This is a genomic window from Pseudomonas sp. PME37.24/025 (assembly GCF_055556615.1).
In genome coordinates, this window is record NZ_JBVHNK010000009.1 from 302,756 (window position 1) to 318,539 (window position 15,784).

At 59.5% G+C, this 15,784-nt stretch carries 11 protein-coding genes; 10 read left to right on the plus strand and 1 reads right to left on the minus strand.

Annotated features, from left to right (window positions below; translation table 11 throughout):
• Positions 1-104: 104 nt before the first annotated feature.
• Positions 105-890 (minus strand): phenylalanine 4-monooxygenase, encoded by a 786-nt coding sequence (phhA, locus tag ACZ3HH_RS18380; protein ID WP_465806500.1) that lies wholly within the window; start codon positions 888-890, stop codon positions 105-107.
• 281 nt (positions 891-1,171) lie between these two features.
• Here phhA and ACZ3HH_RS18385 point away from each other — a divergent pair, with 281 nt between their 5' ends.
• From ACZ3HH_RS18385 to ACZ3HH_RS18430, 10 genes are all read left to right on the plus strand, one after another.
• On the plus strand, positions 1,172-2,731 hold the full coding sequence (locus ACZ3HH_RS18385) for a sigma-54-dependent transcriptional regulator (protein ID WP_465806502.1): 1,560 nt from the start codon (positions 1,172-1,174) through the stop codon (positions 2,729-2,731).
• Between the two features lie 336 nt (positions 2,732-3,067).
• Positions 3,068-3,808, plus strand: a complete 741-nt coding sequence (locus ACZ3HH_RS18390; RefSeq protein WP_465806504.1) for a flagellar basal body rod protein FlgF — start codon at positions 3,068-3,070, stop codon at positions 3,806-3,808.
• A 45-nt stretch (positions 3,809-3,853) separates the two neighbouring features.
• Entirely contained in the window at positions 3,854-4,639 is a 786-nt protein-coding gene (gene flgG / locus ACZ3HH_RS18395) for a flagellar basal-body rod protein FlgG (RefSeq protein WP_008011001.1), read from the plus strand.
• A 52-nt stretch (positions 4,640-4,691) separates the two neighbouring features.
• Positions 4,692-5,387: a flagellar basal body L-ring protein FlgH gene (gene flgH / locus ACZ3HH_RS18400; RefSeq protein ID WP_123360246.1), complete on the plus strand. Its 696-nt coding sequence runs from the start codon at positions 4,692-4,694 to the stop codon at positions 5,385-5,387.
• Positions 5,388-5,393: 6 nt separating this feature from the next.
• Positions 5,394-6,503, plus strand: a complete 1,110-nt coding sequence (locus ACZ3HH_RS18405) for a flagellar basal body P-ring protein FlgI (RefSeq protein WP_465806507.1) — start codon at positions 5,394-5,396, stop codon at positions 6,501-6,503.
• A gap of 11 nt (positions 6,504-6,514) precedes the next feature.
• Complete coding sequence (gene flgJ / locus ACZ3HH_RS18410) at positions 6,515-7,813, plus strand: flagellar assembly peptidoglycan hydrolase FlgJ (RefSeq protein ID WP_465806509.1); 1,299 nt, start codon at positions 6,515-6,517, stop codon at positions 7,811-7,813.
• 23 nt (positions 7,814-7,836) lie between these two features.
• Positions 7,837-9,897, plus strand: a complete 2,061-nt coding sequence (gene flgK, locus ACZ3HH_RS18415; protein WP_465806511.1) for a flagellar hook-associated protein FlgK — start codon at positions 7,837-7,839, stop codon at positions 9,895-9,897.
• A 13-nt stretch (positions 9,898-9,910) separates the two neighbouring features.
• Entirely contained in the window at positions 9,911-11,479 is a 1,569-nt protein-coding gene (locus tag ACZ3HH_RS18420; RefSeq protein ID WP_465806513.1) for a flagellar hook-associated protein 3, read from the plus strand.
• Between the two features lie 124 nt (positions 11,480-11,603).
• On the plus strand, positions 11,604-15,176 hold the full coding sequence (locus tag ACZ3HH_RS18425; protein WP_465806515.1) for a glycosyltransferase: 3,573 nt from the start codon (positions 11,604-11,606) through the stop codon (positions 15,174-15,176).
• A gap of 222 nt (positions 15,177-15,398) precedes the next feature.
• A partial coding sequence (locus tag ACZ3HH_RS18430) for a calcium-binding protein (RefSeq protein WP_465806517.1) occupies positions 15,399-15,784 on the plus strand: 386 nt, incomplete at its 3' end.

Sequence of the window (15,784 nt, forward strand, 5' to 3'; positions counted from 1 at the left end):
GATGGGTTCCTGAAATCGAATTATTGGAAGTCGGCTGTCAGTGTTACCACGCTAAAGCAAAGCGTCGGTTCCGGACAGACTCACTTGATTCTAAAAACGGCGGCTCACGCAGCTTTTGGCGGAAATTTCGGTGCGCGCAACCCTAGCTGCATACCTTGCTTGACCATGCCCATGATGTCTTCGTGGGCCAGATCGAACAGGCGCTTGAGGTTCGGCAGGACAAAGTACAGCGGTTGCAGAATGTCGATGCGGTATGGCGTGCGCATGCATTCCAGTGGATCGAAGGCCTGATGTTCAGGCTCGTCCGACAGGCAGTAAACGGTTTCTTTGGGCGAAGACAGAATGCCGCCACCGTAGATGCGCAGGCCTTGTGGGGTGTCGACCAGGCCGAACTCGATGGTCATCCAGTACAGGCGCGCCAGGTACACGCGTTCTTCCTTGGAAGCCTGTAGGCCAAGTTTGCCGTAGGTGTGGGTGAATTCGGCGAACCAGGGGTTGGTCAGCAGCGGACAGTGGCCAAAGATCTCGTGGAAAATGTCCGGTTCTTGCAGGTAATCCAGCTCTTCGCGGGTACGAATAAACGTCGCCACCGGAAACTGCTTGTTCGCCAGCAATTCGAAAAAGGTCTGGAAGGGAATCAGTGCGGGGACTCGGGCAACCTGCCAACCGGTGGTTTCACCGAGGACCTTGTTGATTTCACCGAGTTGCGGAATGCGGTCGTGGGGCAGACCGAGTTTTTCGATACCGTCCAGGTATTCCTGGCACGCACGGCCCTCGACCACTTTCAGCTGGCGAGTGATCAGCGTGTTCCACACCGCGTGTTCTTCGGCGGGGTAGTCGATAAAACCTTGCGCATCGGGCTCACGAGCCACGTATTGCGTCTGCTTCATGCTGCTCTCCTGCTAGGGGATTCGTTCTTGTTGTGTGTACAGCTATAGACCTAGAGATACCCCAAGGCGTGCGGTGTTGCAGCAGGTGAACCGCGGTGATAGTAGGAAAAATCCGCACTTTTCGTAAAGTATTCGTTACGGAATGGCCGCTATGGCGCAAGTATTGATATTTGCGGGTTTGAAATGGCTGGCGGGTGTCACATAATCTTGACGACTAACTTAGTGCCTACGCAGAAAATTTCTTGCGCCGGGCCTCGATCACCGCTGTTACGGGCCTTTATATGCGTATCAAAGTTCACTGCCAGAACCGCATCGGTATCCTGCGCGACATTCTCAACCTGCTGGTCGAGTACGGGATCAACGTCGCTCGCGGCGAAGTGGGCGGTGAGCACGGCAATGCGATCTATCTGCACTGCCCGAACCTGATCAACATTCAGTTCCAGGCGTTGCGTCCGAAGTTTGAGGCGATTGCCGGGGTATTCGGCGTCAAGCGCGTAGGGCTGATGCCCAGTGAGCGTCGGCATATGGAGCTCAATGCCTTGCTCGGTGCCTTGGAATTTCCAGTGCTGTCGATCGACATGGGTGGCTCCATCGTCGCGGCCAACCGTGCGGCGGCGCAGTTGCTCGGGGTGCGGGTGGACGAGGTGCCGGGGATTCCGCTGTCGCGGTACGCCGAGGATTTCGATTTGCCGGAACTGGTGCGCGCCAACAAGTCGCGGATCAACGGCTTGCGGGTGAAGGTCAAGGGCGACGTATTTCTCGCCGACATCGCGCCGCTGCAGTCGGAGCATGACGAAAGCGAGGCCATGGCCGGTGCGGTGTTGACGTTGCACCGGGCGGACCGGGTGGGCGAGCGCATTTATAACGTGCGTAAGCAGGAGTTGCGTGGCTTCGACAGCATTTTCCAGAGCTCGAAAGTGATGGCGGCGGTGGTTCGCGAAGCGCGACGCATGGCGCCGCTGGATGCACCGCTATTGATAGAAGGCGAAACCGGCACCGGCAAAGAATTGTTGGCGCGGGCCTGTCACCTGGCGAGCCCGCGTGGGCAATCACCGCTGATGGCGCTCAACTGCGCCGGTCTGCCGGAGTCCATGGCCGAGACCGAACTGTTCGGCTACGGCCCCGGCGCCTTCGAAGGGGCAAGGGCCGAAGGCAAGCTCGGGCTGTTGGAGCTGACGGCGGGCGGTACGTTGTTTCTCGATGGCGTCGGCGAAATGAGCCCGCGCTTGCAGGTGAAATTGCTGCGCTTTCTGCAGGACGGCTGCTTCCGTCGTGTAGGCAGTGATGAAGAGGTCTATCTGGATGTGCGGGTGATCTGCGCAACGCAAGTGGACTTGTCCGAGCTGTGCGCACGCGGTGAGTTTCGCCAGGATTTGTACCATCGCTTGAACGTGCTTTCGTTGCACATCCCGCCGCTGCGCGAATGCCTCGACGGATTGGCGCCGCTGGTGGAGCACTTCCTCGATCAGGCCAGTCGGCAGATCGGTTGTCCGCTGCCGAAACTGGCGCCGGCGGCGATGGAGCGGCTCAGTCACTATCACTGGCCGGGTAATGTGCGGCAGTTGGAAAACGTACTGTTCCAGGCAGTTTCCTTGTGCGACGGCGGGACCGTCAAAGCCGAGCACATTCGTCTACCGGACTACGGCGTGCGTCAGCCGCTTGGCGATTTTTCCCTTGAGGGCGGCTTGGACGAGATTGTCGGGCGCTTTGAGAAAGCGGTGCTGGAACGCTTGTATTCCGAGCATCCGAGCAGTCGGCAATTGGGCAAGCGGCTGGGGGTTTCGCATACCACCATTGCCAATAAGTTGCGTGAGTATGAAGTCGGCAAGACCGAGTCATGACAGGCATGTGCGATGTTTGTGCTGGCCTCTTCGCGGGCAAGCCCGCTCCCACAGGGATCTTCGGTGCACACAATTTTGTGAACAACAAAGTAACCTGTGGGAGCGGGCTTGCCCGCGAAGGCGTCAGCGCCGCCAACACCTTGGTCAAGCCTTGCCGCCAACCGGCATAACACCGCCGGTTTTTCGTCTTCGACACATTCCCCCAATTCTCTCTGAATCCCTCAAGTCCTTTGTTTGCCGGGCCCTGTGCCGCCAGAAAAAAGTTGGTCTGCAAATTGCTTATGGCTCAGCAGTACAGCGGTGGGCGGCAAACGTCCGGCATGCAGAGGAAAGAGTGTGGACAAGTACCTTTATGTGGCAATGACCGGCGCCAGCCAGAATGCACTGGCGCAGAAGGCTCATGCCAACAACCTGGCGAACATCTCTACCAACGGTTTTCAGAAGGACCTGGAACAGGCCCGTTCGATGCCGGTGTTTGGTGACAGCTTTCCGGCGCGTGCGTTTGCCCTGTCCGAACGTCCGGCTACCGATTTCTCCCCTGGCGCATTGGTGGAAACCGGTCGCGACCTCGATGTCGCGGTGCAAGGCAATGGCTGGATCGCCGTGCAGAACCCGGACGGCGGCGAAAGCTACGTGCGCACCGGCAGCCTCAACGTTGATGCGCTGGGCGTGCTACGTGCCGGCAACGGTATGCCGGTGGTAGGCAATGGCGGGCCGATTGCCGTGCCGCCCGAGCAGCAAATCGAAGTCGGCGAAGACGGCACCATCAGCATCCGTGCAATGGGCGAAGGCCCGCGGGTGATGGCGGAAGTCGACCGCATCAAACTGGTCAACCCGGACTTCAAGAACATGACCAAAGGCCTGGACGGTTCGATCCACACCAAGGACGGCAAGCCGGCGCAGGCCGATGCCAACGTCAAACTGGTGTCCGGGTTCCTTGAGTCGAGCAACGTCAATGCCGTGGAAGAAATGACCTCGGTGCTGGCGCTGGCCAAGCAGTTCGAGCTGCACATCAAGATGATGAACACCGCCAAAGACGATGACCAGGCCATGGCTCGGGTCTTGCAGATCAGCTAATTATCAGAACGTCGCGCCGTAAAACAGGCGCACGAGGAGAATCGAATGCTTCCGGCTCTATGGGTTGCCAAAACAGGTCTGTCCGCCCAGGACACCAACCTCACCACCATTTCCAACAACCTGGCGAACGTATCGACCACGGGTTTCAAACGTGACCGCGCCGAGTTCCAGGACTTGCTGTATCAGATCAAGCGTCAGCCAGGCGCCCAGTCGACCCAGGACAGCGAATTGCCGTCGGGTCTGCAAGTGGGTACCGGTGTGCGCATCGTCGGCACCCAGAAAAACTTCACGGCCGGTAGCCTGCAAACCACCGAGCAGCCATTGGACATGGCCATCGACGGTCGCGGTTTCTTCCAGATTCTGCAGCCGGACGGCACCACGTCCTACACCCGTGACGGTACGTTCCACCTGGATTCCAATGGCCAGATCGTCAACGCCAGCGGCTTCGCCCTGGAGCCGGCGATTGTCATTCCAAACGATGCCCAGACCTTCACGGTCGGTCGTGACGGCACCGTGTCCATCACCGTTGCCGGCAACCCGGCCTCCCAAGTGATCGGCAACCTGCAAACCGCCGACTTCATCAACCCGGCCGGTCTGCAAGCGGTGGGTAACAACCTGTTCCTGGAAACCGCTGCCAGTGGCGCGCCGCAAGTCGGCACCCCGGGCCTCGCCGGTTTTGGCACCACCCTGCAGAACACCCTGGAAACGTCCAACGTCAGCACCGTTGAAGAGATGGTCAACATGATCACCACTCAGCGCGCCTACGAGATGAACTCCAAGGTGATCTCCACCGCCGACCAGATGCTCTCGTTCGTAACGCAGAATCTGTAATCAAGTCTATGAGGCGGCCATGAGGTCGTCTGCAACACCGTGAGGTAGGGTCATGAATCGCTTTGTATCTGTTCTGGCACTGAGTGGGGTCGTCGTGCTCGCGGGCTGCGTCGCTCCGCCGCCCAAGCCCAATGACCCTTACTACGCCCCGGTGTTGCCGCGCACGCCGCTGCCGGCTGCCGCCAATAACGGCTCGATCTACCAGGCCGGTTTCGAACAGAACCTGTACAGCGACCGCAAGGCGTTCCGGGTCGGTGACATCATCACCATTACCCTGAACGAGCGCACCCAGGCGAGCAAGAACGCCAACTCGCAGATGGACAAGAACAGCGATAACAAGATCGGCCTGACCTCGTTGTTCGGCTCCAGCCTGACCACCAATAACCCGATCGGTGGCAACGACCTGAGTCTGAACGCCGGCTACAGCGCCGACCGCTCAACGAAGGGCGACAGCAAGTCCGGCCAGAGCAACAGCCTGACCGGCTCGATCACCGTGACCGTCGCCGACGTGTTGCCCAACGGCATCATTGCCGTGCGTGGCGAGAAGTGGCTGACCCTCAACACCGGTGACGAGCTGGTGCGAATTGCCGGCCTCGTTCGCGCCGATGACATCGCCACCGACAACACCGTGTCGTCGACCCGCGTCGCCGATGCACGCATTACCTATTCGGGCACCGGCGCGTTTGCCGATGCGAGTCAGCCAGGCTGGTTCGACCGTTTCTTCCTCAGCCCGCTATTCCCTTTCTAGGTGGCTATGTTGAATTTCAAAAGCCTCATAGCGGGCGCTCTGTTGCTGTCCGTGGCCTTCGATGCTCAAGCCGAGCGGCTGAAGGACATCGCCAGTATTTCCGGCGTGCGTTCCAACCAATTGATCGGCTACGGCCTGGTGGTCGGGCTTAACGGCACCGGCGACCAGACGACCCAGACCCCGTTCACCCTGCAGACTTTCAACAACATGCTTTCGCAGTTCGGCATCAAGGTGCCGGCGGGTTCGGGTAACGTGCAGTTGAAGAACGTCGCGGCGGTATCGATCAGTGCCGACTTGCCAGCGTTCGCCAAGCCGGGTCAGCAGGTGGATATCACCGTTGCCTCCATCGGTAACTCCAAGAGCCTGCGCGGCGGCACCTTGCTGTTGACGCCGCTCAAAGGTATCGATGGCAACGTCTACGCCATCGCTCAGGGCAACCTGGTGGTTGGCGGTTTCGATGCCGAAGGTCGTGACGGTTCGAAGATTACCGTCAACGTTCCGTCGGCCGGTCGCATTCCTGGCGGTGCATCGGTCGAGCGTGCAGTGCCAAGCGGTTTCAATCAGGGCAACAGTCTGACCCTGAACCTCAACCGTTCGGACTTCACCACCGCCAAGCGTATCGTCGACAAGATCAACAACATGCTTGGCCCTGGTGTTGCCCAGGCCATCGACGGTGGTTCGATTCGCGTGACTGCGCCACTCGATCCGAGCCAGCGGGTCGATTATTTGTCGATCCTCGAAAACCTCGAAGTCGACCCGGGTCAGGCGGTGGCGAAAGTCATCATCAATTCGCGCACCGGCACCATCGTGATCGGCCAGAACGTCAAGGTTTCCCCGGCCGCCGTAACCCACGGCAGCCTGACCGTGACCATCACCGAAGACCCGATCGTCAGCCAGCCCGGCCCTCTGTCCAACGGGCAGACAGCGGTGGTGCCGCGCTCGCGGGTCAATGCTCAGCAAGAGGCCAAGCCGATGTTCAAGTTCGGCCCGGGCACCACCCTCGACGAAATCGTCCGTGCGGTGAACCAGGTCGGCGCGGCACCGGGTGACTTGATGGCGATTCTCGAAGCGCTGAAGCAGGCCGGCGCGTTGCAAGCCGACCTGATCGTGATCTGAGGACGGCGACCATGGATATGCGCAAAAGTGGTCTGGTCAGCAGCAGCGACTCGGGTTCCTACTCGGACCTGAACCGTCTTAACCAGCTCAAGGTCGGCGACAAGAACAGCGATGCGAACATGCGCAAAGTGGCGCAGGAATTCGAGTCGCTGTTCCTTGGTGAAATGCTCAAGTCCATGCGCTCGGCCACCGAAGCGCTGGGCCAGGACAATCCGCTCAATACGCCGGCGGCCAAGCAGTACCAGGAAATGTACGACCAGCAGTTGGCTGTTTCCATGTCCCGTGAAGGCGGCGGTATTGGCCTGGCGGACGTGCTGATGCGCCAGATGTCGAAGAACAAACCGATGGCGCCGGGGGAGGCCGCAGCGGCGTCTGCCGCCAAGCAAGCTGCCGCGAAAGCCGCCGTGGAAACACCGATTGCCGCCGGTACGGTCGCCACCAACGGGCCGCTGTCGCGCCTCAATGGTGAACGCCCGTTGTGGGCTTCGCGCTCGGTGAAGGCGTCGACAAGTGCGGGCGAGGGTGCTCATCGCAATGACATGGCGCTGATCAATCAGCGGCGTCTGGCACTGCCGCCGAAACTGGCCGACCGCTTGCTCGCAGGATTGGTGCCGTCGGCATCGACCGCTGCAACAACCGCCACAACGGTGCAGAACAACATCCAGTTGCCGCAGAGCACCAAGGCCGGTTCCGGGCCCCTGTACAACGGCGATTGGCTGGCTTCGCAAACGGATACGTCCTCCAGCGGGCGCCTGCAGATTTATGGTCGTGCCATGGCGCAAATCCCCCTGGCACCGGCGAAGAAAGCCTTCAGTTCCGCCGACGAATTCGTCAACACCATGCTGCCGCTGGCCAAGGAAGCCGCCGACCGCATCGGCGTCGATCCGCGTTACCTGGTGGCTCAGGCGGCCCTGGAAACCGGTTGGGGCAAATCGGTCATGCGTGCTCAGGATGGCAGCAGCAGTCACAACCTGTTCGGTATCAAGGCCAGCAGTAACTGGAAGGGTGATTCGGCGCGGGCGATCACCAGCGAATTCAGAAATGGCGAGAAGGTCAAGGAGACGGCCGAGTTCCGTTCCTACGGCTCTTACAAGGACAGCTTCCATGACCTTGTGACGCTGCTGCAAAGCAATAATCGCTATCAAGATGTGCTGAAGTCGGCCGATAACCCAGAACAGTTTGTACGCGAGTTGCAAAAAGCCGGGTATGCAACCGACCCGGATTACGCAAGCAAGATTTCGCAGATAGCCAAGCAGATGACGAGTTACCAAAACTACGCTGCGGCGGGCGCTTCCACCACGCCTTTATAGGCACAAGGTATAAGGTTTGAACCATGAGTTTGCTCAATATCGGGATGTCGGGTTTATCCTCTAGCCAAACCGCGCTGATGACTACCGGCAATAACATTGCCAACGCCGACACCTCCGGGTACTCACGCCAGCAAACCGTGCAGGGCACCAAGGCCTCGAATCAGTTCGGCAATGTCTACATCGGCACCGGTACGACCCTGGCCGATGTGCGTCGGGTGTACAACAGCTACCTCGATGCGCAGCTGCAAACCACCACGTCGCTCAATAGTGACTCGGCGGCCTACGCCGGGCAGATCAGCCCGCTCGATAAGTTGCTGTCGGACAGCGGCACCGGGCTCAATGGCGCCCTGACCAAGTTCTTCGCCTCGGTACAGAACGTCAACGCCAAACCGGGCGACGATGCTTCCCGCCAGCTGCTGCTCAGCGATGCGCAAGCCCTGAGCAACCGGTTCAACTCGATCTCCAGCCAGTTGACGCAGCAGAACGCCAACGTCAACGGCAACCTGGCGGACATGGCCGATCAGGTCAATAAACTGGCCGCCACCGTGGCCCAGTTGAACCAGAAAATCTCCGAAATTTCCAACGCTGGCGGCCAGCCCAACGACTTGCTCGATGCGCGCAACGAGACCGTGCGCCAGTTGTCCACCTTCACCGGCGCGCAAGTGATCGAGCGTGACGGTAACCTCGATATTTACCTGGGCAGCGGTCAGCCGCTGGTCATGGGCAGCACCGCCAGCAAGCTGGAAGTGGTGCCGAGCAAAGACGACCCGTCGCGTTCGGCCATTCAGCTCAATCGCGGTTCGAGCACCATCGACATCACTTCGGTGGTGACCGGTGGCGAGATGGGCGGCTTGCTGCGTTATCGCAGCACCGTGCTGGACCCGGCCATGAACGAGCTGGGTCGCGTGGCGCTGGTCGTTGCCGATCAGATGAACACCGTCCAGGCCCAGGGCATCGACAAGAACGGTGACTTCGGTTCGAACCTGTTCAACAGCATCAACAGTGCCGCGCAAATGGCTCAGCGCAGCGTTGCCACGGTCGGCAACAGCGCCGGCTCAGGCAACTTCGACGTGAGCATCGAGGACAGCGGCAAGCTGACCATCAACGATTACAAGGTCACCTTCACCAGCGCCACGAACTACACCGTGCAGCGCCTGCCTGAAGGCACCGCCATGGGCGCGTTCAGCACGCTGACCACGCCGCCACCGGTGATCGACGGTTTCTCCATGACACTTTCCGGTGGCACCGCAGCCGCTGGCGACACATTCAAGATCACCCCGACCCGCAACGCGGCGACCAACATCAAGACCGAGATGACCGACTCCAAGCGTCTGGCCATCGCGGCACCGTTGGGCGCGGCCATTGCTGCGGGCGGCAGCGGCACGCTGACGATTCCGGCCAGCGGCCAACCGACCCTGACCACGAAGTTCGATGTCTACGACACGGCGACCACCACCACGATCCAGAATGGCCTGAAGACTTCGACGCCGGTCAAAATCGTGTTCGGTGCGGCCGGTGGCACGACTCAGACTTACCAGATGCTCGACGCCCAAGGTAACCCGCTCAGCAGCGGCACTATCGTGCCCGGCCAGAGCAATACGCTGAGCCTGAGCATTCCGCTGGTCGACGCCAGCGGCGCCGCGATCAATGATCCGGGACCGCCAGTCGTGCAGCGGAATGCAACGTTCGACATGACCATCGCAGGCTCGCCGGCAACCTCGACGGCGATCAACGTGACGCTGAGCCAGCCAGGTTCTCTGGACAACCGTAACGGCACCGTATTGGCCGGCCTTCAGACCAAGCAGACTGTGGACACGGGTTCGGCCAGCAACGGTATTTCCCTGAACGACGCCTACGGCAAACTGGTCGAGGGTGTTGGCGCCAAGGCCGCTCAGGGCAAGCTCGACAGCGCTGCCACCGAAGCGATTCTGGCTAACGCCAAAGGGGCTCGCGATTCGCTGTCGGGTGTCGACCTCGATGAGGAAACCGGCAACCTGGTCAAGTATCAGCAGTACTACACCGCGTCTTCGCAGATCATCAAGGCTGCGCAGGAAATCTTCAGCACACTGATCAACAGTCTTTAAGGAGTCGTAGCCCATGCGCATTTCTACCGCCCAGTTTTACGAATCCTCTGCTGCCAACTATCAGAAGAACTTTTCCAACGTGGTCAAGAGCAGCGAAGAGGCCAGCAGCCTGGTTCGTGTGAATACCGCGGCGGATGATCCGGTCGGCGCTTCGCGTCTGCTGCAATTGGGTCAACAGGCTTCGATGCTTGATCAGTACTCGGCCAACATGACCACCATCAAAGGCACCCTTGGCCAGACCGAAGCGGTGATGACCAGCATCGGCAACGTACTGCAACGCGCCAAAGAGCTGGCGCTGGGCGCCGGTAACGCTGGTTATACCGATGGCGACCGTCAGGCCAACGCTTCCGAACTGGGGCAGATTGAAGAGCAACTGCTTAGCCTGATGAACACCAAGGATGAAAACGGCAAATACATCTTCGCCGGTTCCAAGGGCGATGTGGTGCCGTTCACCCGCAACACCGATGGCAGCTACACCTACAACGGTGATCAGGTCACGCTGGATCTGCCGATTGGCGATACCCAGTCAATGGCCACCAACAGCACCGGTTGGGATGTGTTCCAGCAAGCGATCAACACCACCCGGACTCAGACCACACTCACCGCGCCTGCGGTCGATGACGGTCGTGTGGTGTTGTCCAACGGTCAGGTCGAATCCGATGTCACCTACAACGCCAAGTTCCGCAGCGGCGAGCCTTATACCGTGAATTTCGTCAGCGGCACGCAGCTACAAATTACTGACTCGTTAGGCAATGATGTCACCGCCGAGGCCAGTCAGAACGGCGTGTTCAGTTCCACCAGTGGTGCGGCCACACAGACGGTCAGTTTTCGTGGCATTGATCTGAAGTTGAACATCAACCTGCAAGCGGGGGATGTCCCGGGGACTGTGATCACCGGGCACAGCTTCACGCTGGCAGCCACGCCGGACAGCTTTAACACTTCGCGCAGCCCGGGCAACCCGTCGGCCGCACTGGTGACAGGCGCCTCTGTGACCAACAGCACCGACTACCACGCAAGCTTCCCGGGCGGCGGGGCGATTCTCAAGTTCACCAGTGCCACGAACTTCGAACTCTATGCCGCGCCATTGACCGCCAACAGTAAACCGGTGTCCACCGGTACCATGGCCGGTACGACCGCGACAGCGTCAGGTGTCTCGTTCACCATGGCCGGCACGCCGGGTGCAGGCGATCAGTTCTCGGTGGCGGTCAATACGCACCAGACCCAAAACATTCTGGACACCGTCAGCCAGCTGAAAACAGCGCTGTCGACGCCAACCAATAATAATCCGATTGCCATTCAACAAATGAACGCTGCCGTCGCTGCCGGTATTGGCAACCTGTCCAGCGGCATGGATCAACTGGCCTCAGGTATCAGTTCTGTAGGCGGTCGCGGTTCGTCATTGGATACACAGACTGATATCAACCAGAGTCTGGCACTCGCCAACACCCAGACCCAATCGGCCATTCGCGATTCCGATCCGGCCGAAGTGATGACCCGCCTGACTCTGCAGCAGACCATGCTGCAGGCCTCGCAACTGGCGTTCAGCAAGATTGCTCAGTTGGGGCTGTTCAACAAAGTCTGAGTCAGGGCCTTCGCGATGATCTCGCGAAGGCTTGCGACTGCCGAGTGTAAACCGTCTTTATTCAGCGGTTCGGGGAGTTTCACTTCGTTGAAGTAAGCTCCCGCCGCTCGCGAGTTCTCCCGCCGTGAAACCAGCACCTCTTGTCACCATCGCCATCCCCGCGTTCAACCCGCAGTTCTTCCAGACGGCACTGCAAAGCGCGCTGAGTCAGACCTACGCCAATCTTGAAGTGATCGTCTGCGATGACAGCGGCGGTGACGAGGTCCGCGAGATCGTCGATGCCTGTGAGGTGCCTGTCTCGATTCGCCTGCGCTATGTGCGCAATCCGCGGCGCCTGGGTTTTCAGGCCAACCTCATGGCCTGTGCGCAAGAGGCCAGCGGTGATTATCTGAAGTTGCTGTGCGACGACGACCAGCTACTCCCTGAATGCATCACTCAGCAGATCGCCGGCTTCATTGATCACGACGACGTCAACCTGGTGATCGGCCAGCGGCAGTTTTACGACGGTGATTACATCCTGCTTTCCGACCGTGTGGAAAATTGCTGTTTTTCCACGGGTGTCACCTTGTTCAAGGGGGAGGATCTGCTGGGCATTCTGGAAAGCAGTCCGGTCAATTTTCTCAGTGGCCTCAGCGCGGCGTTGTTGCGGACCCGGCATGCACTGGAATATTTGCCGGCCCTGACCCAGATAGGCGAAGGTTTTATTGCTCGTCTGGACTTCGCCTTGTTCGCCTGTCTGCTACGGCGTGGCAATCTGGTGGTGGTGAGTCAGGTGTCGAGCCTTGAGCGTTTGCATCCGGCGCGGCTAAGCAATCAGGCGCCAGTCAAGGCTGCGGTCATGACAGAGCTCGACTGGCTCAAGCAAATGCTTGCCTTGCGCAGTGGTGAGCCTGCGCCTGCGCCGGGTTGGGTGCGTTATATGGCGCTGGCCGATGCGGTTGAAGGGCACGCCTATGCCTGGGAAGAAACCGCGCTGGGCCGGCAACTGGGCTTCATTCAAACGATGGTGCGTACCCGGGTAGGCGTCGAGTGCGACAGCTTTGCCGACATGTACCGGGAATGGCTGTCGTGCCGTCGCTTGAAACCGGCCCAGCAACGTTTGCTCGACGCCCGTTTGCAGGGTTGGAGCTGGCGTCCGCGCATCGTGCCGATTGTTCTCGACAGCGACGGCGATGTTCCGGCGCTGGAAGAGACACTCAAGAGCATTCGTCATCAGACCTACGCCGCCGAGCAAGTGGTAGTGCTGTCCCAATTGCAGCACGAGCCATGCGACGGTGTGCGTCACATGCACCTGGATGATGAGCCGGTTGCCCAGTTCAATCGCCTGCTGGCCCAGTTGGACAATGCAGACTGGATCTATCTGGTTCGCGCGGGTGATTGCTTGAATGAACTGGCTTTACTGTTGCTGGCAGAGCGCATGGTGGAAATGCCTGACGTGCGCTGCCTCTACAGTGACGAGGGCGGATTGCGTGATGACGTCTCGGTCGAGCCGGTGTTCAAGCCGGACTTCAACCTGGATCTGATGCGCAGCTATCCCTATGTCGGCCGCGTGCTGGCCCTGCAGCGGCAACGGATGATCGAGCTGGGTGGCATGCAACACGGTTTTGGCGAGCTGAGTGTGCATGATCTGGTCTGGCGACTGGTGGAGAGTAACGGGCCGCATGCGATCGGGCATATTGCTGAAATTCTCGTGGAGTCTGCTCTGCGTCTCTCCCAGTGGCTGACGCAGCCGCAGATTATCGAGCAGAACCCTCGAGTGCTGGCCGCGCATCTGCAGCGGCTCGGTGCACCGCACCGGATTCGCTCCGGCAGCCAGCCGATGATCAATCGTGTGGACTACCTGCATGATGAGCCGGCCATGGTCTCGATCATCATTGCGACCCGCGATGAACTGAGTTCCCTGGAGCGTTGCGTCGAAAGTTTGTTGGAGAAAACCGCCTGCCAACGTTATGAAGTTCTCATTGTCGACAATGGCAGCACTGCTGTTGATGCCTGCAACTGGCTGTCGGCCATGGAGCAAATGGGCAGTGACAAACTTCGGGTGTTGCACTGTGATCATGGCGACAATCTGGCGGCAGTGCAGAACTTCGCTACCGGCCACGCCCGTGGTGACTATTTGTTGTTTCTCAGTCCCTACAGCATCGTCGTCAATCCTGACTGGCTCGACGAGTTGCTCAACCACGCTCAGCGTCCGGAAGTCGGCGTGGTCGGCGGTCGGCTGGTAAGTCCGCAAGGGCGTATCGAGGGAACGGCCCAGGTGCTGGGGTTGCGGGGTGTCATTGGTATTCCCAATCGTGGCGAGCCACTCAACACGTCGGGTTACATGCAGCGCCAGCAGACAGTGCAGAACTTCAGTGCCGTGGGCATCGATTGCCTGCTGGTGCGCAAGAAGGTTTTTGATGATCTGCACGGCCTGGACGAGCAAAATCTGGCGCAAGCACTCAATGGCGCTGACTTTTGCCTGCGCGTGAAGCAAAGCGGATACCTGGTGGTGTGGACTCCCTATGCCGAATTGATGCGAGTGGTTCCATCCTCTGCCTTCAGTCCAGCTCCCAGGGTGTTGCAGGCCGAGCAGAAAAGTTTTTACCAGCGATGGTTGCCGGTGATCGCCAGGGATCCGGCCTACAACCCTAATCTGAGTCTGGGCACCAGCAACTTCAGTCTGGAGCCGGGGTTCAAGGATGGTTGGGACCCGTTCTCGCGTCAGCTTTTGCCAAAGATTCTGGCGATTCCAATCAATACCACTGCAGTGGGCCATTACCGGGTTGCCCAGCCGTTCCGTGAGTTGGAGGCGGCCGGGCGCGTGGTGGGGCACCTGAGTTATCACACGCCGACAGACATTGACCTTGAACGGTGCTCCCCCGACGTGATCGTGTTGCAGGGGCGCTATAGCCAGAATGCGGTCGATGAGGTTGAGCGAGTCAAAAACTGTTCGAACGCTTTGCGCATCTTCGAACTTGACGATTATGTGATTGATGTCCCGAAAAAAAACGCGCATCTGCGCAAGGCCGAGGTCGGGGTCGATAAAATAGTGCGCCGTGGCATAGGGCTGTGTGATCGGGTTGTGGTCTCGACCCAGCCTTTGGCCGATGCATTGCGGGACATGCATCACGATATCCGGGTCGTCCCGAACATGCTTGCGCCGCACCTCTGGACCGGGCTCACCAGTCAGCGCCGCACCTCTCGCAAACCTCGCGTGGGTTGGGGCGGCGGGACGAGTCATGATGGAGACCTGGCGATCATTGCGGACGTGGTACGCCTGCTGGCCAACGAAGTCGAATGGGTGTTCTTCGGCATGTGTCCGCCGGCTTTGCGTCCGTTTGTCCATGAGTTCCATCCCAGCATCGGCCTGGAGGCCTATCCGGCCAAATTGGCCAGCCTGAACCTCGATCTGGCACTGGCGCCGCTGGAATTTCACATCTTCAACGACTGCAAGAGCAACCTGCGCCTGTTGGAGTACGGCGCCTGCGGTTACCCGGTGATCTGCACCGACACTGAAGCCTATCGCGGCTATTTGCCCTGCACCAAGGTCGTGAGCAATAGCACCGAGGAGTGGCTTGAGGCAATCCGCATGCACCTGTCCGACCCTGATGCGAGCTACCGCATGGGTGATGCACTGCGTGAGGAAGTGCTGCGCGATTACATGCTCAAAGGCAACAACCTCAACTACTGGGCCGAGGGCTGGTTGCCAAACTGATCCAGCATTGACGTTCACTTTCTATTCAGGCGGCCTTCGGTCGCCTGTTTTGTTTGTGTCGGTGGCGTTACAGATTTTGCAGTGGTGAGCTCAAGCTTGGTGTCGTTTGTGTCGATAAACCGCCAAGGCTTCGTTTATTGAAAGATTCGTCTGTGACCTGCGTTTGCAGGTCGTTGTGGCGGCAGGTATCTGGTTCAACAACATGGCAAGGAAGAAGTCGAAATGGCAGTGATAGACGGGACAAACGGCGTGGATACGCTGACAGGTACCAGCGGTGATGACGAGATCAATGCGTTGGGTGGTGATGATGTGATCATGGGGAGTGCCGGTGCGGATGCGCTGGATGGCGGCACCGGTACCGATACGGTCGATTACTCGACCTCGGCCACCGGAGTAAACGTTGAGGTCCGCTTTGGCACAGGCATGGCGGGGTGGGGCGGGGATGCGGAGGGGGATACCCTGACCAGCGTCGAAACCGTCATTGGTTCGGCATTCAATGACACCTTCGCCGTCGGCCCGGATCACACCGCCCCGACGATCACACTGGAAGGCGGTGCTGGTGACGACATCTACTACATCAACAACGGCGCTACCGCGTCCATCGTCGA

Coding starts and splice junctions, on each gene's coding strand:
- phhA (WP_465806500.1), bottom strand. CDS start 890: ATGAAGCAGACGCAATACGTGGCTCGTGAGCCCGATGCGCAAGGTTTT.
- ACZ3HH_RS18385 (WP_465806502.1), top strand. CDS start 1,172: ATGCGTATCAAAGTTCACTGCCAGAACCGCATCGGTATCCTGCGCGAC.
- flgG (WP_008011001.1), top strand. CDS start 3,854: ATGCTTCCGGCTCTATGGGTTGCCAAAACAGGTCTGTCCGCCCAGGAC.
- flgH (WP_123360246.1), top strand. CDS start 4,692: ATGAATCGCTTTGTATCTGTTCTGGCACTGAGTGGGGTCGTCGTGCTC.
- ACZ3HH_RS18405 (WP_465806507.1), top strand. CDS start 5,394: ATGTTGAATTTCAAAAGCCTCATAGCGGGCGCTCTGTTGCTGTCCGTG.
- flgJ (WP_465806509.1), top strand. CDS start 6,515: ATGGATATGCGCAAAAGTGGTCTGGTCAGCAGCAGCGACTCGGGTTCC.
- flgK (WP_465806511.1), top strand. CDS start 7,837: ATGAGTTTGCTCAATATCGGGATGTCGGGTTTATCCTCTAGCCAAACC.
- ACZ3HH_RS18420 (WP_465806513.1), top strand. CDS start 9,911: ATGCGCATTTCTACCGCCCAGTTTTACGAATCCTCTGCTGCCAACTAT.